Origin of the sequence: Paenibacillus sp. p3-SID867 (genome assembly GCF_025142895.1) — a bacterium.
Taxonomy (GTDB): domain Bacteria; phylum Bacillota; class Bacilli; order Paenibacillales; family Paenibacillaceae; genus Paenibacillus_AQ.
The window spans coordinates 363,246-383,603 of the sequence record NZ_JAMBDM010000001.1 but is presented as its reverse complement, the minus strand read 5'-3'; the positions used below and the strand labels follow the sequence as shown (position 1 = coordinate 383,603).

At 49.6% G+C, this 20,358-nt stretch carries 20 protein-coding genes; 19 read left to right on the top strand and 1 reads right to left on the bottom strand.

Annotation, left to right across the window (positions count from 1 at the left end; all coding sequences use genetic code 11):
- Window positions 1-10: 10 nt before the first annotated feature.
- The 15 genes from M4D81_RS01855 to M4D81_RS01785 all read left to right on the top strand — a co-directional run bounded on the left by M4D81_RS01855 (window position 11) and on the right by M4D81_RS01785 (window position 15,404).
- Window positions 11-766 carry a cell division protein FtsQ/DivIB gene (locus M4D81_RS01855; RefSeq protein WP_071223069.1) on the top strand — a complete coding sequence of 252 codons (756 nt, stop codon included), beginning with the start codon at window positions 11-13 and terminating at the stop codon, window positions 764-766.
- 215 nt (window positions 767-981) lie between these two features.
- The gene (gene ftsA / locus M4D81_RS01850) at window positions 982-2,265 is read left to right on the top strand and encodes a cell division protein FtsA (RefSeq protein WP_009589690.1); all 1,284 of its coding nucleotides are present in this window, start codon (window positions 982-984) and stop codon (window positions 2,263-2,265) included.
- A gap of 57 nt (window positions 2,266-2,322) precedes the next feature.
- Entirely contained in the window at window positions 2,323-3,453 is a 1,131-nt protein-coding gene (gene ftsZ / locus M4D81_RS01845; RefSeq protein WP_260064232.1) for a cell division protein FtsZ, read from the top strand.
- A 388-nt stretch (window positions 3,454-3,841) separates the two neighbouring features.
- Complete coding sequence (gene spoIIGA / locus M4D81_RS01840) at window positions 3,842-4,888, top strand: sigma-E processing peptidase SpoIIGA (protein ID WP_083397741.1); 1,047 nt, start codon at window positions 3,842-3,844, stop codon at window positions 4,886-4,888.
- Between the two features lie 170 nt (window positions 4,889-5,058).
- Window positions 5,059-5,781, top strand: a complete 723-nt coding sequence (sigE, locus tag M4D81_RS01835) for an RNA polymerase sporulation sigma factor SigE (RefSeq protein ID WP_071222992.1) — start codon at window positions 5,059-5,061, stop codon at window positions 5,779-5,781.
- A gap of 77 nt (window positions 5,782-5,858) precedes the next feature.
- Complete coding sequence (gene sigG, locus M4D81_RS01830; RefSeq protein WP_006209087.1) at window positions 5,859-6,641, top strand: RNA polymerase sporulation sigma factor SigG; 783 nt, start codon at window positions 5,859-5,861, stop codon at window positions 6,639-6,641.
- A 195-nt stretch (window positions 6,642-6,836) separates the two neighbouring features.
- On the top strand, window positions 6,837-7,136 hold the full coding sequence (locus M4D81_RS01825; protein WP_233354800.1) for a YlmC/YmxH family sporulation protein: 300 nt from the start codon (window positions 6,837-6,839) through the stop codon (window positions 7,134-7,136).
- A 70-nt stretch (window positions 7,137-7,206) separates the two neighbouring features.
- On the top strand, window positions 7,207-8,064 hold the full coding sequence (gene pgeF, locus M4D81_RS01820) for a peptidoglycan editing factor PgeF (protein WP_260064231.1): 858 nt from the start codon (window positions 7,207-7,209) through the stop codon (window positions 8,062-8,064).
- Window positions 8,065-8,072: 8 nt separating this feature from the next.
- Complete coding sequence (locus M4D81_RS01815) at window positions 8,073-8,762, top strand: YggS family pyridoxal phosphate-dependent enzyme (protein ID WP_260064230.1); 690 nt, start codon at window positions 8,073-8,075, stop codon at window positions 8,760-8,762.
- A gap of 2 nt (window positions 8,763-8,764) precedes the next feature.
- Window positions 8,765-9,211: a cell division protein SepF gene (locus M4D81_RS01810; RefSeq protein WP_009589651.1), complete on the top strand. Its 447-nt coding sequence runs from the start codon at window positions 8,765-8,767 to the stop codon at window positions 9,209-9,211.
- A gap of 8 nt (window positions 9,212-9,219) precedes the next feature.
- The gene (locus M4D81_RS01805) at window positions 9,220-9,492 is read left to right on the top strand and encodes a YggT family protein (RefSeq protein ID WP_220686033.1); all 273 of its coding nucleotides are present in this window, start codon (window positions 9,220-9,222) and stop codon (window positions 9,490-9,492) included.
- A gap of 7 nt (window positions 9,493-9,499) precedes the next feature.
- A complete protein-coding gene (locus M4D81_RS01800; RefSeq protein ID WP_260064227.1) occupies window positions 9,500-10,282 on the top strand; it encodes a YlmH family RNA-binding protein in 783 nt (260 codons plus the stop codon).
- 172 nt (window positions 10,283-10,454) lie between these two features.
- Window positions 10,455-10,949 carry a DivIVA domain-containing protein gene (locus M4D81_RS01795; RefSeq protein ID WP_071222998.1) on the top strand — a complete coding sequence of 165 codons (495 nt, stop codon included), beginning with the start codon at window positions 10,455-10,457 and terminating at the stop codon, window positions 10,947-10,949.
- A gap of 780 nt (window positions 10,950-11,729) precedes the next feature.
- On the top strand, window positions 11,730-14,819 hold the full coding sequence (gene ileS, locus M4D81_RS01790; RefSeq protein WP_260064225.1) for an isoleucine--tRNA ligase: 3,090 nt from the start codon (window positions 11,730-11,732) through the stop codon (window positions 14,817-14,819).
- A gap of 237 nt (window positions 14,820-15,056) precedes the next feature.
- Window positions 15,057-15,404, top strand: a complete 348-nt coding sequence (locus M4D81_RS01785) for a DUF5665 domain-containing protein (protein WP_260064224.1) — start codon at window positions 15,057-15,059, stop codon at window positions 15,402-15,404.
- 73 nt (window positions 15,405-15,477) lie between these two features.
- Here the strand turns inward: M4D81_RS01785 and M4D81_RS01780 are convergent, their stop codons facing one another.
- Window positions 15,478-16,224 (bottom strand): TraR/DksA C4-type zinc finger protein, encoded by a 747-nt coding sequence (locus M4D81_RS01780; RefSeq protein ID WP_260064223.1) that lies wholly within the window; start codon window positions 16,222-16,224, stop codon window positions 15,478-15,480.
- 209 nt (window positions 16,225-16,433) lie between these two features.
- Here M4D81_RS01780 and lspA point away from each other — a divergent pair, with 209 nt between their 5' ends.
- The 4 genes from lspA to abc-f all read left to right on the top strand — a co-directional run bounded on the left by lspA (window position 16,434) and on the right by abc-f (window position 20,322).
- Window positions 16,434-16,934, top strand: coding sequence for a signal peptidase II (gene lspA / locus M4D81_RS01775; RefSeq protein ID WP_071223002.1), 501 nt, complete (start codon window positions 16,434-16,436; stop codon window positions 16,932-16,934).
- Window positions 16,934-17,905, top strand: a complete 972-nt coding sequence (locus tag M4D81_RS01770) for an RluA family pseudouridine synthase (RefSeq protein ID WP_397376649.1) — start codon at window positions 16,934-16,936, stop codon at window positions 17,903-17,905. The genes lspA and M4D81_RS01770 overlap by 1 nt, the downstream gene beginning before the upstream one ends.
- Before the next feature lie 154 nt (window positions 17,906-18,059).
- Window positions 18,060-18,215, top strand: a complete 156-nt coding sequence (locus M4D81_RS01765) for a hypothetical protein (protein WP_201259437.1) — start codon at window positions 18,060-18,062, stop codon at window positions 18,213-18,215.
- Between the two features lie 142 nt (window positions 18,216-18,357).
- Window positions 18,358-20,322 carry a ribosomal protection-like ABC-F family protein gene (gene abc-f, locus M4D81_RS01760; RefSeq protein WP_260064221.1) on the top strand — a complete coding sequence of 655 codons (1,965 nt, stop codon included), beginning with the start codon at window positions 18,358-18,360 and terminating at the stop codon, window positions 20,320-20,322.
- Window positions 20,323-20,358: the final 36 nt, after the last annotated feature.

Sequence of the window (20,358 nt, the reverse complement as noted above, 5' to 3'; positions counted from 1 at the left end):
GAGAGTGGATATGTCCAAGACACATATGCCTGTCCTGAAGCAGGACAAGCCTAAACCGAAAACAGCCAAAAAAATCATATGGATACTTTTGCTGCTGTTCGTAGCCCTGCTGACGATTCTGTTTTTCCGGTCGTCAGTCAGCCAAGTTACCGAGATTCATTTTACAGGCAATACGTTTAATACCAATGAGCAGCTTATCAAGCAAAGCGGACTCCACATCGGAGACCAGTACTTTGGCGTTGAGCCGAAAGATGTGCAGGAACGCCTGCTGAAGCTCGGAACGATTAAGTCGGCTGAAGTGGTCAAGAGCTTTCCGGGCGAAGTCAGCATCGTGGTGACGGAACATCCTACGGTGGCCTACGAGCTGTCTGACAGCGGGGAACTTCAAGCCATACTGGCCAGCGGCACCTCGGTTCCGGTTACAGCGAGCGGTATTGCCGTTGAGAAACCTATTTTGACCAATTGGGATCCGGGCGACCCCAACAAGGCTGTGCTTAGTGAAGTGCTTGCGGAGATTTCGGGCAGCCTGACCTCCGATATCTCGGAAATCATGCCGTCACCGACGCTATCTTTTCCGGATCGGATCAAGATGTATACACGTTCCAAATTCGAAGTTATCACTTCGGTCTCCTTGCTCCGTGACAAAGTAGAATATCTGAATCAGGTTACCGAAATGGAGCGGCCGGGTGTGATTACGATGCTGGAAGCAGACTCTTACGTGCCGTTTGTAGAAGAAGTTGGAGAAGACGCGGAAGAAGGGCAATAACCCCCTACTCAGGGATTGGAATAAATGGTACAATTGAAAGTATTGACAACTTGTTTCGGCTCCTCTTTTTTGAATGACTTTTACGGCCTGTTATAGCAAATGTTGGCAGTAAAAAAAATGTTGAAAAAAGAGGGAAAGACCTGCGAGTGTTGAATAAGTAGAAATGTATTCTTTATAATCAAAATTAATTTGCTAAAAACAGGAGGTGCCAGGGCTTGAGCAACAATGACATCATTGTTAGTTTGGACATCGGTACATCCAAAGTTCGTGCTATTATTGGGGAAGTTAATAATGGAACCTTTAATATTATTGGAGTTGGATCTGCCGACTCGGAGGGAATTCGCAAAGGTGCAATTGTAGATATCGACCAGACCGTACAATCCATTCGCAGCGCTGTTGATCATGCGGAGCGTATGGTCGGTATTCAAATATCCGAAGTATATGTCGGCATTTCTGGAAATCATATCGGACTTCAATCCAGCCATGGAGTTGTGGCAGTATCGAACGAGGATCGCGAAATTGGTGAAGAGGACATCGACCGCGTGCTGAAAGCAGCGGAAGTCGTGGCGCTTCCTCCGGATCGTGAAATTATCGATGTGGTTGCTAAACAGTTTGTAGTTGACGGTTTGGAAGGAATCTCTGATCCGCGAGGAATGATCGGCGTAAGACTGGAAGTTGAAGCGACGATTATTACTGGCGCCAAAACGGCAATACATAACCTGTTACGTTGTGTGGAGAAATCAGGTCTGAAAGTGAAGGATCTGGTGCTGATTCCGCTTGGTGCCGGACAGCTGGCCTTGTCCAAGGATGAGAAAACGATGGGTTCGGTGCTGGTTGACGTCGGGGCGGGCTCAACCACGTTGGCTGTGTTCGAGGGAGGCAGCATTGCTGCAACTTCAACGCTTCCGGTTGGTGGAGATTTCGTGACGAATGACATTGCATATGGCCTGCGAACGCTGACGGATCAAGCAGAGAAGGTTAAACTGAAGTACGGATGCGCGCTGATCGAGAGTGCCGCACACGAAGTAACGTTTAAAGTGACAAGAATTGGAAGCAATGTGGACAAGGAGTTCACTCAGGAAGATCTGGCGGCTATCATAGAACCTCGCGTTCAGGAAATTTTCCAATTGGTCCGCCAAGAAATTAAGCGCTTGGGTTACAGCGAGCTTCCTGGTGGTTATATACTTACTGGGGGCACTATGTCCATGCCTGGTGTGCTGCAGGTGGCACAAAATGAGCTGGCGACTTCCGTACGGATTGCGGTTCCCGATTTCATCGGTGTTCGTGATCCGGGATACTGCAGCGGAGTCGGCATCCTCCATAATGCAATCCGGAACGTACGTGTACGCAATACAGGAGGAAGCAACAACAGCAGCGGAAATAGCAAGAAACCGGTGAACCGCGCTAAGCAGCAAAATCCTGTCGCAGCAACTCAGGAGACCAGCCAGAAGCCGGGATTTATTGAACGCTTGAAAAAGATGTTCAGCGAGTTTATATAGCGGATTCATTCGACTGTGGACGTGCCATCCACGCACATTGAGGGGGAGATGGATTAGATGTTGGAATTTGATTTTGAAATGGAGAGCTTAGCTCAAATAAAAGTAATCGGAGTAGGTGGCGGCGGAAGCAACGCCGTTAACCGAATGATTGAGAATGGTGTGCAGGGTGTTGAATTCATTACGGTCAATACGGATGCTCAGGCACTCCACCTTGCCAAATCCGAACATAAACTGCAAATCGGGGACAAGCTCACTCGCGGACTTGGTGCCGGCGCCAATCCTGACGTAGGCAAGAAGGCTGCGGAAGAATCCCGCGATTTGATCATGAACACCCTGAAGGGTGCCGATATGGTATTCGTTACGGCCGGTATGGGTGGCGGAACCGGAACGGGTGCTGCACCTGTCATTGCTGAAATCGCTAAGGAGTGCGGGGCTTTAACGGTTGGAGTTGTCACTCGTCCGTTTACGTTCGAAGGACGCAAGCGTGCTTCCCAAGCGGAGCTTGGCATTGAAGCATTGAAAGAGAAAGTGGACACACTCATCGTCATTCCGAATGATCGCTTGCTGGAGATCGTGGATAAGAAGACACCGATGCTGGAAGCGTTTCGAGAAGCTGATAACGTGTTGCGTCAGGCCGTTCAGGGCATTTCTGATCTGATCCAAGTACCGGGTCTGATCAACCTTGACTTTGCCGACGTGAAAACGATCATGACAGAACGCGGCTCGGCTCTGATGGGTATTGGACTGGCTACGGGTGAGAACCGTGCCTCCGAGGCTGCCCGCAAGGCGATCATGAGCCCGCTGCTTGAAACCTCTATCGAAGGTGCTCGCGGTGTGATCATGAATATTACGGGAGGGACCAATCTTTCCTTGTATGAAGTGAATGAAGCGGCCGAGATTGTAACATCTGCTTCTGATCCGGAAGTGAACATGATCTTCGGTGCGATCATTGAGGAAAGCATGAAGGATGAAATCAAGGTAACGGTTATCGCTACCGGCTTTGAGAGCAAACCTGTTCAAATCCCGCCGGTACGTCGTCCTGGAATGCCGCAAGGGGAACAACAGCAACAACAGCAGCCGGAAACGGACAAGAGTAATGTAAATCTGAAGCCGTTTGGCAATCAGAGCAGCAATGATCAGCTTGATATTCCTACTTTCCTTCGCAATCGTTCCCGCAATAATGATTAATAACGGTAAGCCTGTGCTTCGTCATCATGATGAAGACAGGCTTATTTTTATATCCACGCCTCGTTATCTTCCTTTTATTTCATTTACAAGGCCAACAGCTGAATGCTGTCACACTTTCACGAATGAAAGTCCAATCAGCAATTACTGTGGAAATTAAGGATATTCCCCGAGCTTTCCTGCCAAGATAGAGATCGCCGATAACGCTAAGAGGCTGCTCCTGGTACAGGTCTCTAAAAACTGCCCTTCATCGACAAAAAAAGTCTGTAATCCGCCCACAGGTTTAGACAGACTTTGAATTCTATTCTTCTTATACTAGTAACATCTCCCGTTGCCCAGAAAACAACAGAAGGATAACCGAAGTGATTCTTCGACTAGGCAGGTGAACAACCTGGTTGTTTATATTGATCTCATATTTTTGGCAAACCTCGTCATTGACGGCATGTTGCTGGCTTTGACCGCCTGGATGCGCAGGGTCAAGCCAAGGTGGTGGAGACTCGTATTATCCTCTGTGGTAGGCGCACTGTATGTCGTCATGATGTTTGTCCCGCAACTCTCATTTTTGTTTACTTTTCTCATCAAATTTGGACTTTCGTTGATCATGTTATGGATTGCTTTCGGCTTTGCAAGCTTACAGAGTTATCTGCGAAATTTGGGAGCATTTTATATGGTGAATTTTGCGGCGGCCGGAGGCATTATCGGTGTTCATTACCTGGTCCAAAATTCGGGAGAACTGTTTAGCGGGATATGGTATACGACATCGGGAGGACTATCGTTTGAATTGAAGGTGGGATTCTGGTTTGCGTGCATTACCTTTTTTGTAGTTGTATTCGGATTTAAAGCCGTTCAGACCACGAAACGTAAAACCGAGAACCGGGAGGCCTTATTGGGAGAGGTGTCGGTATGGATCGGCAGCGCCAAAATATCCTGTGTGGGGCTGCTCGATACAGGTAACCAATTGAGTGATCCCTTAACCCGCACGCCGGTTATGGTGATGGAAGCAGCACTGTGGGAAGCCCACCTGCCTCAGGGATGGAGCAAACAGTTGATGGAGGGGGAACCGGACAAATTAATCATGGGGCTCGCGGCAGAGGAATTTGAATGGCAAGACCGTCTGCGGCTTGTTCCCTATCGCGGTGTCAACCGGGGGGCTGCTTTCATGCTTGCGTTAAAGCCCGACATGGTACGGATCGAACTGGGAGGATTTGAATATTCGGCATCCAAGGTGTTGATTGGTCTTGATGGCGGGACGCTCTCGGGTGACAGGGCATACAGGGCCATTATCCATCCGGCATTAACGGAAGGAGAAGGTACGACGAAGATGGATGCCAATTCAAACAAGCCGGTGTCCGATGGAAGCTGCAAATCCGAGGTGGACGCTTCATCGCTCAATGGGGGAACCGGTCCGGAATCAGGTGCAGCCAAGAACGCAGGATGATAACCATGAAGCCATTTTCATAGTGTTCGAGTTTGCCATCAATACGGCGGACTCATGAATAAGTCTTTGAAAACCTTTATGACATTTCCAGAGCATGCCGGACTAGAAGAATTGAAATTACGTTTATGAAGCCAGTTATCCCTACGGGAAAACGTTTAGGAGGATAAGAGATGCCCGTTAAATGGAGATTAGCATTGCAGCTGCAGTATTATCGCGTACTTTTTTTGCTAGGCCTGAAGAGTCAGGAAATCTACTATATCGGAGGAAGCGAGGCGCTCCCGCCGCCGCTTACGAAAGAGGAAGAGGAGTTCTTGCTCAAGAAGCTGCCTACCGGGGATGCAGCCACCCGTGCCATGCTTATCGAACGTAACCTGCGTCTGGTCGTTTACATTGCCCGCAAATTCGAGAACACCGGCATTAACATCGAGGATTTGGTATCGATTGGTGCCATCGGTTTGATTAAGGCGGTGAATACGTTTGACCCGGAGAAAAAAATCAAGCTGGCTACATACGCCTCGCGCTGTATTGAGAACGAAATTTTGATGTATTTGCGCCGGAATAACAAAACCCGCAGCGAGGTTTCTTTTGACGAACCGCTGAATATCGATTGGGACGGCAATGAATTGCTCTTGTCCGACGTATTGGGTACCGAGAATGACACCATCTACCGTAATATCGAGGAGCAGGTCGACCGGAAGCTGCTGCAAAAAGCGCTGGATAAATTAAGCGACCGGGAACGCATGATTATGGAGCTTCGTTTTGGTCTTCAGGACGGTGAGGAAAAGACTCAAAAAGACGTGGCAGATCTGCTTGGAATCTCACAATCCTACATTTCCCGATTGGAGAAGAGAATTATAAAGAGGCTCCGCAAAGAATTCAACAAGATGGTGTAACTGGAAATCGTAAGGAATAAAATAGCCCCCCTCGGAGATAATGTACAGTAATGTTTCTCCTTGGGAGGTTAGTCATCATGACGCGAAACAAAGTTGAAATTTGTGGTGTGGATACGTCAAAACTGCCTGTTCTGACGAATGTGGAAATGAGGGAACTGTTTCATAATCTGCAGCAGAACAATGAACGATCGGCTCGAGAAAAACTGGTGAACGGCAACCTGAGACTGGTGCTCAGCGTCATCCAAAGGTTTAACAATCGGGGAGAGTTTGTTGATGATCTGTTTCAGGTGGGCTGCATCGGATTGATGAAAGCCATCGACAATTTTGATTTATCGCAAAATGTTAAATTTTCCACTTATGCCGTACCGATGATTATCGGAGAAATACGTCGATATTTAAGGGACAATAACCCGATTCGCGTCTCCCGATCCCTGCGTGATATTGCTTACAAAGCACTTCAGGTCAGGGATCAGCTGACAAATGCGAACTCGCGTGAACCGACGATTTTTGAAATTTCCGAAGCGCTGAACGTGCCCAAGGAAGACGTTGTTTTTGCACTAGATGCTATTCAAGATCCCGTTTCGCTGTTTGAGCCGATTTATCATGACGGTGGCGATCCGATTTATGTGATGGATCAAATCAGTGATGATAAGAACAAAGATGTGTCCTGGATTGAGGAAATTGCGCTCCGGGAAGCGATGCACAAGCTCGGACAACGCGAGAAAATGATTTTATCCATGCGGTTTTATGAAGGCAAGACCCAGATGGAGGTTGCGGATGAAATCGGCATCTCCCAAGCTCAAGTGTCCCGCCTGGAGAAGTCAGCGATCAAGCAGATGCAGAAGCACGTCAAAACGTAAGAAGACCAGCAATCAAACGAACAGATAACGATCCCGTTTATGGGATCGTTTTTTTAATTTTAGATAAGCTATTTTACCTAAGCGGCTCATATATTGAACAGAGGGATATGGATTGAAGATGATGGACGGCAAACCTTCAAATACATCTAAGGTGTGATGCTTATGATACCTGATAATCAAATGGTGGGGAAAAAGATGAAAATTTCTGATTTTCAAACGAAGGATGTTATTAATATCATTGATGGCAAACGGCTCGGACAGATCAGCGATCTGGAGCTGGACTTGCGGCAGGGCCGGATTGAAGCGATTGTGGTGCCAAGTTACGGTAAATTTATGGGGCTGTTCGGCGGCGGGAGCGACCTGATCATTCCGTGGCGGAATATCGTCAAGATTGGCTCGGATGTCGTCCTTGTCAAAATGGAGGAATTGCGAAGAACGCCCGATGATCAGGAATCGGTGGAATACCTAGACCGGCCGGACCGGCGATCCTTCTAAACAGACGGATCCGGTTAATGTGTCTCCGGCGTGGGTTTTCTGTTACACTGGTCATAGAGGTGGGATGCGCATGGAACCGTTTGTTAGACAAGATCAGCAGACACCGAGTCTGTTTGTGCTTGAAAAATGGAGTGGGGGATCAGGAAGCGCCGCACTCACGGCCGGCTTCACAGGCCGGCATGGCGGCGTAAGCCGAGCCCCCTATGATAGTTTGAATTTGGCCTTTCATGTCGGAGACGAGCCGGGCGACATTGTAGAGAACCGGAAACGAACTGCTGCGGCGTTGGGTTTTTCTCTGGAAGACTGGACTTGCGGTGAACAGGTCCATGATGTTCAGATTGGCGTGGTTCATGATAATGACAGGGGCAGAGGGAGTTTGGACCGAGCCTCGGCTTTTCAAAATACGGATGGACTTGTAACCGATGTTCCCGGCGTTTTATTGACGTCCTTCTACGCGGACTGCGTGCCGCTTTATTTTTGGGATCCGGTTACGGCTGCTGTCGGTTTGGCACACGCTGGCTGGAAGGGGACCGTGGGAAGCATCGCTGAGAAAATGGTCGACAGGATGGTTGTGGAATACGGAAGCTTGCCCCAGCACATTCACGCAGCGATTGGTCCATCCATAAGCGAGTGCTGCTACGAGGTGGATGATCGGGTCATGGATCGTGTCCGCGATATCGGAATCGAGGAATTCACATCCGAGAAAGTTACAAATTCAGCTTTTTATATCGACAAGGGACACGGGAAATACATGCTGAACTTGAAAGAAATAAACAGACACATTATGATTAAAGCAGGAATATTGGCGGAACATATCGAATGTACATCATGGTGTACAAGCTGCAATCATGATCTGTTCTTCTCTTATCGTAAAGATGGAGGGACAACGGGTCGTATGGCAAGCTGGATCGGGATGAGAAAGAGGTGAGTCGTCCCTTGAGTTTGAAGGAACGTATCGATCAAGTGGAACAGCGAATCACGGAGGCTTGCGCAAGAAGCGGCAGGAACCGGACGGATGTAAATATCATTGCGGTTACTAAATATGTCTCCTTGGATATGACAGCTTCGGTACTGGATCACGGACTTTTGCATATCGGCGAGAACCGCTGGCAGGATGCCCAGGCGAAGTGGAACGCTCTTGGAAACCGCGGCACATGGCATTTCATCGGCCATCTTCAGACCAATAAGGTTCGGGATGTCATTGATAAATTTCAATATATTCATTCGCTCGACCGCTTGTCTCTGGCCCATGAGCTGGAGAAGAGGGCTGCTGCGCTGAATCTGCAGGTATCCGCCTTTATGCAGGTCAATATCTCGGGCGAGGAATCCAAGTATGGTTTGCCTCCTGAGAAAGCAGCCGAGTTTTTGAAGGAAATCAACAGTCTTTCACACGTAAAGGTGACCGGACTCATGACCATGGCTCCATACGAATCGTCGGCGGAGCAGACGCGTCCTGTATTTCGTGGTTTAAGACAACTAAGAGATGAGCTGAACAAGCAGGCGCTTACGGCGGAGCCATTGACCGAATTGTCCATGGGCATGTCCAATGACTTTGAAGTAGCCATAGAGGAAGGGGCGACCTGGGTGCGTCTCGGCTCGATTTTAGTAGGGAAAGAGGAGGATTGACGATGGGCGTGATGAACCGGTTTATGAATTTCTTGGGACTGCAAGAGGAAGAAGAAGTTGTGGAACGCGAGGTTCTGGCCTCGCAGGAAGAGCCGGTGGAGGCAACGCCGTTTGATCATCGGAAGAACCAAAAGAGCGGAAATATCGTAAGCATTCATTCACAGAAGAACGTGAAGGTTGTATTAGTGGAGCCTCGTTCATATGATGAAGCACAGGAGATTGCAGATCATCTGCGGTCATTCCGAACGGTTGTGGTCAACCTGCAGCGTGTGAGGAATGATCAGGCGCTGCGCATTATCGATTTTCTCAGCGGAACCGTGTATGCGCTTAGCGGCGGAATCTCGAAGGTGGGCGGGAACATCTTCCTATGCACGCCGGATACCGTGGAGATCCAAGGTTCGATCTCGGAGATTCTAGCAGACGAGCATGAATATAACAGAATGAGGTGATTTAGGCTTTGACCTACGAAATTATTAGCGTTGTTAGCACGCTATTCCGTATTTACTTCTACATGATTTTAGTTTATGTTTTGATGTCATGGCTTCCGAATGTGAGGGAAAGCTTTGTCGGCGAGCTGCTCGGCAAGCTGGTAGAGCCTTATCTGGCGCCTTTCCGTAGGTTCATCCCCCCGATTATGGGCATGATCGACATTTCACCAATTGTTGCATTGTTTGTGCTCCAGTTAGCGGAGCGAGGCGTATACGCGATTCTCGGCTATCTCCTTGGGTGAATAAGCGATGAAACTGGACATCTACGATCATTTTCACAAGGATGAACGGGAGTTTGTGGACCGGGCTTGGGAGTGGGTTGTCAATGCCGGACAATATCATGAAGCGAAACTGACGGATTTTCTGGATCCTCGCCAGCGATTCATTCTGGAATCGCTTGTGAATCGTCATCCGGATGTGCATGCCATGTTTGATGGTGGACATGCTGATGCAGAACGCGTCCGGGCGTGGATCGCTCCGGATTACCGAGCGCTTGAAGGCGAGGATTTCAAGATGAAGGTGCTCAGCATTTCTTCCGGAGATCAGAAGTTTCTGGAGCTTGAGCATGGCGACTACATGGGTTCGATTTTGGGTCTTGGCATTAAGAGATCGAAGATTGGTGACATCCATGTGCTCGCGGACGGCTGCCATGCGGTCGTTGCGGACGATATCAGCGCGTTTCTCCATCTGAATCTCAGCCAGGTCCACCGGGTGCATGTGATGACGGAGCTGCTGCCGCTGGACAAGCTTGAGGTTGCCCGCACGAATTTCGAAGCGATGGATATTACGGTATCTTCCATGAGACTGGACGGAATCGCCAGCGATGCATATCGAATCAGCCGGACGAAAATCGTGGTGCCGATCAAGGCTGGCCGATGCCGCGTGAACTGGAAAGTGGAAGAGGACCCCTCAACGAATTTAAAAGAAGGCGATGTCGTTTCCATCCAAGGCTTTGGACGGTTTAAAGTTTTGGAGACAGGAAGCCTGACGAAAAAAGGGCGGTACCGTATCAAGGTTGGGAAATATGCCTGACCTTTGAAGGAATTGCCGTTTTTTTGTCGAATGAGTACAAAGTGTCATTCAAAATAACAATGGATTTACCGATAAATCGTAAATGACCGCTATTGTCTTCACGGACGGGTGGTTTGGCTAACACAGCGGATGAACCGTCCTGTAAGGCCCATATATTTAGGAGGTGCACACCATGCCATTGACGCCGCTTGATATACATAACAAGGAATTTGCTCGTCGAATTCGGGGTTATGATGAGGACGAGGTCAACGAGTTTTTGGATCAGATTATTAAGGATTATGAAAGTGTGATCCGGGAGAACAAAGAGTTGGGCAACCAGCTTATTGCGATGCAAGAAAGACTGGATCATTTTTCGAATATTGAGGAAACCTTGTCTAAGACCATCATTGTCGCTCAGGAGGCGGCGGATGAGCTGAAGAACAACGCGAAGAAGGAAGCCCAGCTGATCATTAAGGAATCCGAGAAGAATGCGGACCGGATCATTAATGATGCGCTCGGTAAATCCCGCAAAATCGCGCTTGAGGTTGAAGAACTGAAGAAGCAGGCTTCCATCTACCGCACCCGCTTCCGTTCCCTGGTTGAGGCGCAGCTGGAGCTGTTGAAACAAGAAGGCTGGGAGACGCTCGAGAACCGGGAACCGAGTCTTGAACCAAAAGAAGTATACTAGGCGGGTACCGGTTGACTTTTTCCGCGAAAGAGTCTATAACTAATAACATATTGTTGATTCATACAACCATTCGTTGATGGGAATAGTACGCGAAGGATCTGTCCCTCAGAGAGCCGGCAGTTGCTGAAAGCCCGGCGTTCAGACCAAGCAGAAGATCATCCCGGAGAAGTGAAGCTGAAGCGTTTAACCGCGTGCGTAAGCTGAACCGTCAGCCGAACGTTACATCGGACCTTGCCTATTACGAACAGGCATGGACATTGAGGTGTCGCTAGAGCAGACTTCCATTTGAAGTCGGCCGTGCGAAATTAGGGTGGTATCGCGAGAACAGGTTCTCGTCCCTTGGGGGATGAGGCCTTTTTTTATTTTCACAGAACATTTACGAAAAAGGGCGAGTTCAAAAAGGTCGGTTTTCAGCACCGAAGCTTATGCTTCCAATGTGCGTTTTTTCAAAACGCTTTAGTTGGATGAAGCTAGGGATTGAGGAGCGGAGCGTACGTAGTTTGTACGTGAGCACCTGAAATGTTTCCGTAGGAAACATACTTCGGAAGCTACTACTTAGGCCCGGCTGAATTCAAGATTCGATGCCGAGTTGCTTCTTGATTCACTTCGTGTTAGATATAGAATTTATGAGTTATCAGTGGAACTGATGAAATTCTATATCGCAAGAAAACCTACCTATGCATCGCGGACGCTCATTTTTGAAGTGGCCTGGGATAGAGGGTTTCTTATCAAAATCGGACTTTTTGAACAACCTCGAAAAAGAGTGAAAGGAAGATCTGTATGAACAGAGTAGACGTCAAGGAGAAGGCGCGGGCCAGAGAGCTGCGCATCTTGAACAAATGGAACGAGGAGAACACGTTCAAGAAATCAATCGAGCTGCGGGCCGGCAAGCCGAATTATGTATTCTACGAAGGTCCGCCGACCGCTAACGGTGCGCCGCACATCGGTCACGTCCTTGGCCGCGTCATCAAGGATTTTGTGGGCCGTTATCAGACGATGAAGGGCTACCATGTCGTTCGGAAAGCGGGCTGGGATACGCACGGGCTTCCGGTTGAGCTTGGCGTAGAGAAGCAGCTAGGCATCTCCGGCAAGCAGGAGATCGAGAATTATGGCGTTGAAGCTTTTATCAAAAAATGCAAAGCCAGCGTATTTGAATATGAGCACAAGTGGCGCGAGCTGACCGAGGCAATTGCTTATTGGACCGATCTGGATCATCCCTACATCACGCTTGAGAACAACTATATCGAGAGTGTATGGAACATTCTGGCGACGATTCATGATAAAGGCCTTCTGTACCGCGGTCATCGCGTGAGCCCATACTGTCCTTGCTGTCAGACTACGCTCAGCTCCCACGAGGTGGCGCAAGGTTATGAGGATGTTAAAGACCTTAGCGCAACGGCGAAATTTAAGCTGCATGACGGCGGAGAGTATGTACTGGCATGGACAACGACGCCTTGGACGCTTCCATCCCACGTGGCACTGGCTGTGAATCCCGATATGGATTACGCCCGCGTCGAGCAGGAGGACGGCATCTATATCGTGGCGAAGAATCTGGTAGAGGATGTCATGAAGGGCGACTTTACCGTTCTGTCCACACTCAAAGGTTCCGAGCTGGTCGGCAAGACTTACGATCCTCCGTTCCCGTTTGTAAAAGCGGAAAAAGCGAATCTCATCGTCGGCGCATCCTTTGTTACCGATGCAAGCGGTACGGGGATTGTGCATATGGCTCCTGCGCACGGTGAAGATGACTATCGGGTATGTCGCGAGAATGGCATCAGCTTCGTGAGTGTGGTGAACGGCCAAGGCCGTTATACCGACGAAGTGACGGATTTTGCCGGACGCTTCGTGAAGGATTGCGATCTGGACATCGTGAAGGCATTGTCTGAAAAAGGACTTCTGTACAGCAAGGAGAAATACGAGCACAGCTATCCTTTCTGCTGGCGCTGTAAATCCCCGCTGCTCTATTATGCGATGGAGAGCTGGTTTATCGAAACGACAGCGGTTAAGGATCAGTTGATCGCGAACAACAATGAGGTCACCTGGTATCCGGGCCATGTGCGCGAAGGCCGCTTCGGCAAGTTCCTTGAAGATCTGGTAGATTGGAATATTAGCCGGAACCGTTATTGGGGAACACCGCTTAACGTATGGGTCTGCGATTCTTGTGAAGGGCAATTCTCGCCGCACAGCATTGCGGAGCTTCGGGCTAACGCCGTAGGCGAGGTAGCGGAGGATCTGGAGCTGCATAAGCCGTATGTGGATGAAGTGAAAGTGAAATGCCCTCACTGTGAAGGCGGCGTCATGGAACGGACCTCGGAAGTCATCGACGTATGGTTTGACAGCGGATCGATGCCGTATGCGCAATACCATTATCCATTCGAAGACAAGGAGAAATTCGAACAGCAGTATCCTGCTGATATGATCTGCGAAGGGATCGACCAGACGCGCGGATGGTTCTACAGCTTGCTTGCCGTATCGACTCTCTTTACGGGTAAAGCGCCTTATAAAGCGGTTATGGCCACAGGACATATTCTTGATGAAAACGGACAGAAGATGTCCAAATCCAAGGGCAACGTCATCGATCCTTGGGAAATCATCGAAGAGTACGGCACAGATGCGTTCCGTTGGGCGCTGCTCGCTGACAGTGCACCATGGAACAGCAAACGCTTTTCGAAAGGAATCGTCGGCGAAGCCAAATCCAAGGTTGTCGATACGCTGGTGAACACCCATGCGTTCCTGACATTGTATGCCGGCATCGATGGCTATGATCCGAAGGAGCATGACTTCAAGGGATCGAACCACAAGCTGGACCGCTGGATTCTGTCCCGACTGAACAGCTTGATTCAAGTGGTTGACAAGGGACTGGCCGTGAATGATTTCCTGAACGCGGCCAAAGCAATCGAAGCTTACGTGGATGAGCTGAGCAACTGGTATATCCGCCGTTCGCGCGACCGTTTCTGGGGCAGCGGACTCGGGGAGGATAAGCTGGCCGCATACGGGACGCTTACGCACGTGCTGTTGACCCTCTCCAAGCTGATGGCACCATTCACGCCGATGCTGTCCGAAGATATCTTCGTCAACTTGGGCGGCGGTGAGAGCGTGCATCTGGCCGACTTCCCGCAAGCCGACGAAGCGTTGATCGACAAGGCGCTCGAGCAGGACATGGAGACGGCTAGACAGATCGTAGAGCTTGCGCGCAACGTCCGCAACGAGACCGGGATCAAAACGCGCCAGCCGCTGTCTGAGCTCATCGTATCCATGGATCGCGAGTTTGATCTCGCGGGATATGAAGACATCATCAAGGATGAGATCAACGTCAAAGCGATTGAGGTGGAGACCAGCGACAGTGGTTTCGTTGATTTCACGCTGAAAATGAACCTAAAGATTGCAGGCAAGAAATACGGTAAAAATATCGGCTTCCTGCAAGGGTTCCTGAAAGGCATGAGCAGTGACGAGACCCGCAAGGTGGTCCAAACGGGCGGCGTGAACGTGACATCGCCGGAAGGTGAAGAATTACAGATCACGTCCGAAGAGCTGCTGGTGGAGAAGAAGGCGAAGGAAGGCTTTGCATCCGCTTCAGGTTATGGTTTAACCGTGGCGCTTAATACGGATATCACGCCGGAGCTCGAGCAGGAAGGCTGGGTTCGCGAAGTGGTGCGTGCCGTACAGGATACGCGCAAGAAGCTGGACCTGCCGATCGAGAAGCGGGTGAACTTGACGCTCGATACGGATGAAGAGCTTAAAGTTGCGATCACCGCATTTGAAGATGTGCTGCGCGAGAATGTCCTTGTGAACAATTTGCAATTCGGACAAAGCGAAGGGATGGAGCGGGTTGAGCTTGGCGGCAAAACCATCGGCATCCACATCGCCTAAGTTATAAATTGGTTAAAAAATACTGCCCTTATCAACAGGGGCAGTATTTTTTTGTATTTTATAAAAAATATCGAATACCTAAGGGTATTCTCACAAACGAATGAGATGCTTCCCATAGATGCATAATAATCAGCGAATTGATATGTAATGGTAAGCAGATTCCGAGCATACAAGGTAATGTAGCTGCTCTGGGTCTATAATTTGAAGTCGATTAGTTTAGGCAAAGGGGCGGAAGAAATGGCGGAGAAGCCGGATGCTGGGGTGCCAACTGAACAAAAAAAATCACTTGAGGAAGAGCGGGACCAATTGCGCGCCATACACCGCATGACCACGGACATAGCACAGCAGCTGGAGAAGGCTCGGATCGCGGAGTATACCCAGCTGCTGAACCGCCCATGGAAGTTGATTTGGACCAATTTGCTGGCCGGGTCGGCCCGCGGTGTGGGAATCGCGATTGGCTTTACCTTTTTTGCTGCGACCATTATATATGTCCTTCAGGCACTTGGTGCATTGAATTTGCCTATTATCGGCGACTACATTGCAGATATTGTCCGGATCGTTCAGCGTCAGCTTGAGCTGACGTGAGTGATCTATATGAATATGTAATGCCCGGCAGCCGCTGAGATTTCATAATATGCTGCCGGTCGTAAACGCTTATTTAGCTGAAGGATTCATTATCATCATCAGGATCGCCATGGGGATCAAGCAGATAGCTTCCTTCGCCCCGGTTTAGGTAATCGACATATTGCGGGCTTCGTACGATAAACACTTCGGAGCCATCGATATTGGTTGCAACGAAATTTTCATACACTTCAACAAATCCGCCTTGATCATCGCCATTCTCGATATCCATCTCGTTATAGCTGTCAATTTCGTTGCCTTCCGCCAGCGCAGGGGAGTTGGAGTTCCCCCAGCTTTCAACGATCTGCCAAGCATCCTCGCCGTCAAATGCAGCATATTCATGCTCATCCATACTCGATTTTCCAAAAACGGGAGCAAGGACTTCCTCCTCAACCGGACGATCGCGGGAGACTCGTTCACGAGGCGTGTCCTTTACACAATATTGTGTGTCCGGGAGAACCTCCAACCGTTCGTATGGAATCGGCTGGCCGCAGGTAAGACACACGCCGTAACGGCCGTGATGAATCGCTTCAAGCGAAAAAATAACCCGCTGCAGCTCCTGATCCACCCTATCCTGAAGGGCAAGATCTTTTTCTCGTTCAAACATCTCACTTGCCAAGTCCCCGGGATGGTTATCAATATGGGACAGCTCGCCGGTCATATCTCGCTCTGATTCCCCCAGCCCATGCTGGTCGTTATATACCATGCGCCGTTCAAGCTCAACCTTTCGATCCATCAGCTTTTGTTGTAAATTATTGAGTTGCTCCTGAGTTAGATGCGACATGTCAGGCTCCTTTCATGGTCCGAAGTTGACCTTCTGGTTCATGTGTATAGAGTGCACCCATTGAGATGGTTTTACTGACGGAAAATGTTCTCGCCACTGGACAGGAATGGACGATTTCTGAGCCGCTGTGCTACAATAAGACGAGTTACGGACCAATCAGCGAGGTGATCGCCTGATTGGAGAAGACAAGAACGGAGTGACATAAACAAGTGGTGTATTATTTGATTGCATTTGTTTTATTTCTTATCGATCAGGGAACCAAGTACTTGATTGCTTCGAACCTTGAGATGTATGAACAGATCCCTGTGATTGGAGACTTCTTCCTCATTACGTCCAGCCGAAACCGTGGAGCCGCGTTTGGCATACTGCAGGATCAATTATGGTTCTTCATTATTGTGACGCTAATCGTTGTGGGCGGAATTGTCTGGTACCTGCGGAAGGTATCGAAGGAAGGACGGAAGCTGCTGCCGACCGCTCTTGCGCTTGTGCTTGGCGGGGCACTCGGAAACTTCATCGATCGCTTGTTGATGGGGGAGGTTGTCGATTTCCTGCAATTTAATTTTGGCAGCTACACATTCCCGATTTTTAATATTGCCGATTCTTGTATCGTCATCGGTGTGGGATTGATCATATTGGACACGCTTCTGGAAGGAAGACGCGAGAAGATAAAGACAACAAGTGAAGTTTCTGGCACAGAAGGGAATGAATAATGTTGCAAGACGGTATGGATACAGGTCCGGAATGGACAGGTGAGACGGGGCACGAAGCGGAAGCTTTCGAATGGACGGTGGATGCCGAATCTGCCAAAACCCGTATAGATAAATACATAACGGAGAACCTCGGTGAGGATGTCTCGCGCTCCCAGGTGCAGTTATGGATTACGGATGGACATGTTTTCGTGAATGAAGGTCCGGTTAAGTCCAATTACAAGGTGAGTCAGGGTGACCGCATCCTGCTGAAAATTCCTGAGCCATCGGCAGTAGAGATTATTCCGGAAGATATCCCGCTTGAGATCGCGTATGAAGATGCGGATGTCATTGTTGTGAATAAACCTCGAGGGATGGTGGTCCATCCGGCTGCGGGACATTCGTCAGGGACGCTTGTGAATGCGTTGATGTTTCACTGCAACGACTTATCGGGCATTAATGGGGAGCTTCGCCCCGGCATCGTTCATCGGATTGACAAGGATACGACCGGTCTGATTATGGCAGCGAAGAATGATAAAGCTCATGCTTCTCTTGCCGCCCAGCTGAAGGATCACAGCGTGAACCGCCGTTACTTGGCCTTGGTGCACGGCAACATCAGTCATGATCAAGGCACCATTGACGCTCCGATCGGCCGCGACGCGCAGGATCGTAAACTGTATACCGTCACGGACCGGAACAGCAAACATGCGGTGACTCATTTTACCGTAGTGGAACGGTTCGGGGATTACAGTCTTCTCGAGCTGAAGCTGGAGACGGGACGTACGCATCAAATCCGCGTGCATATGAAGTATATCGGCCATCCTCTCGTAGGTGATCCTGTTTACGGCAAGAGCAAGGGGATTAAATTAAACGGTCAGGCGCTTCACGCCGCCATTTTGGGTTTTGTCCATCCCTCTACGGGGGAGTACATGGAGTTTTCGGCACCGATGCCGGATGATATGGAAGAACTGTTGACGATTTTAAGGGGCCGCTAGCGGTCCCTTTTTGCATTTATAGGTTTTGGGGTCCCCGCAAAGCATTTGGAATAAGCATCGAAGCATAGGCTCCACTTTGTGGGGCTATTTCTCTTGCCATCCAAACCATGGATATGTTATAGTGACGATAACTTTAATGAAGGAGGTGAGCAGGATGAATATCGAGATGGTTAACAACCGTATTAGCCAGCTGCCTATAGCTATGGCTGGCATTGTTCATGCATTTCTCTACAACGGGAGAGGTCTGTCCAATTTTAATGATACGGTTTGTACCATCGCGAGAAGTCACCTGCCTGCCTACACGGATTAAGCCTATTGAGGCTTACTATTCTTAAGGGTCTGCGGAGCTTGCTCTGTGGGCCCTTTTTGCGTTTGCAGTCCGGGTCTTCTCCTTAATCTATACGCTCGGCGAACGAGTAGAATTGTTCGCAGCATACAGGAGGAAACCTAAAATGAATATGATCAATGTACAGAAACTGACGCAATACCACGGTGCTCATCTGGTACTGGACCAGATATCGTTTGAAATACAGGAAGGCGAGAAGGTCGCGCTTATTGGAAGGAACGGCAGCGGAAAGTCGACGCTGATGCGCCTGCTTGCGGGTCTGGATCAGCCCAACGAGGGGCTGCTGGCCATCAAGAAGGGGGCGAAAATCGGATATTTGGAGCAAATTCCGAGCCATATGGATACATGGACGGTGCAGGATGTACTGGCACAGGGATTGCGTCACTTGAAGGATTACCGAGCGGAAATGACAGGGCTTGAGGAAAAAATGAGTGACCCGGACATCGCCGGAGATTCTGAGATGCTCGATCGAGTGCTGCGGAAATACTCAGCGCTTCAGGAACGGTTTGAAACAGAGGGCGGCTATGAGCTGGAAGCAAGCATCGATAAAATCGCTACCGGGCTGCAAATACCCAAGAGTGAGTACGGATTGGCCTTTGGTTCGTTATCGGGTGGAGAACAGACACGTGTCGTGCTGGCATCGCAGCTAATTGTACAGCCGGATTTGCTCCTGCTCGATGAACCAACCAACCATCTGGATTTAGCACGCACGGAATGGTTGGAGGAATTCATGCGCGAATATCCGGGAACTTGCGTCATTATTTCTCACGACCGATATTTTCTGGACCGGGTTGTGTCCAAAACGATAGAGATTGAAGATGGCGAAGTTTTCAGTGCTCATGGCGGTTATACCGCGTTCATGAAAGAGAAGGAAGAGCGATTGCTGCAGCAGTTCGCCGAATATCAAGAGCAGCAGAAAGTAATCAAGAAGATGAAGGAATCCATCAAGCAGCTTGAAGAGTTCGGCCGGATTGGCGGCAATGAGAAGTTTTTCAAGCGCGCGGCCTCCATGAGAAGGGCATTGGAGCGCATGGAGCGGGTCAAGCGACCCGTGCTGGAACGAAGACAGGCTGATTTTGACCTGAATCCTCAGGATCGTTCCGGCCGCCGCGTGGCATACTTTGAACAAGTTAAGGTTTCCTATGGGAAACAGGCGGTGCTGAGGGGGGCATCCGGTCTAATCGAATTCGGCGAGAAAATCGCGCTGATGGGCTCGAACGGCAGCGGGAAAACAACGCTTTTTAAAGTGCTGTTGGGCGAGCTGACGCCTGATTCCGGTTTGCTTGAATGGGGTTCGCGTGTCGATGTCGGTTACTTGGCTCAGCAGGAGGAACCGGACAATCCGAAGGCAACGGTGCTCCAATATTTCCGGGAGAAGGCCGGAGTTGAAGAGGGAGAAGCCCGAGGGATATTGGCAAGGTATCTGTTCTATGGCGCGGCCGTATTCAGATCGGTGGGGCAGCTGTCCGGAGGGGAATGGACAAGATTGAGACTCGCGCTGCTCATCCATCAGAAGCCGAACCTGCTGCTTCTGGATGAACCCACGAACCATCTGGATATTGCCTCCCGTGAAGCGTTGGAGGATGCATTGCTGGGTTATACGGGGACCGTTCTTGCCATTTCCCATGACCGTTATTTCGTGAATCAAGTGTCTCGCAAAGTGTGGGATTTAAATCAAGGGAAGTTAACGGTCTATCATGGAAATTATGATGATTTCCGGGATAAGAAAGAACGGCTTGAAGCTGACCTTCAGACAAGGGATTTATCAGCGGGGAGAGAGGGTATCCCCAAACAGAAGGCGGAGCCGAAGCCCCAAGCGAAGGATAGCCCTGCTCTGCTTACCAAGAAATTAAATGCGGATCGTTCTTCCGCTGAAAGGGCCGAATGGTTGGAGGAGGAAATTGCTCGTATTGAGACCCGCATTCGGGAGCTTGACGGCTGGCTTGAGAGAGAAGGCGGCGATTTACACGAGGATACGGATCTGTCGCAACTCGAGCAGCGCTGGAACGACCGAGAGCTGTTATCCGCGAGTCGTGACGAGCTCCTTGCGGAATGGCTGGAGCTAACTTAAAGTACGAATTCAAATATGAACACCTTATGATTTACC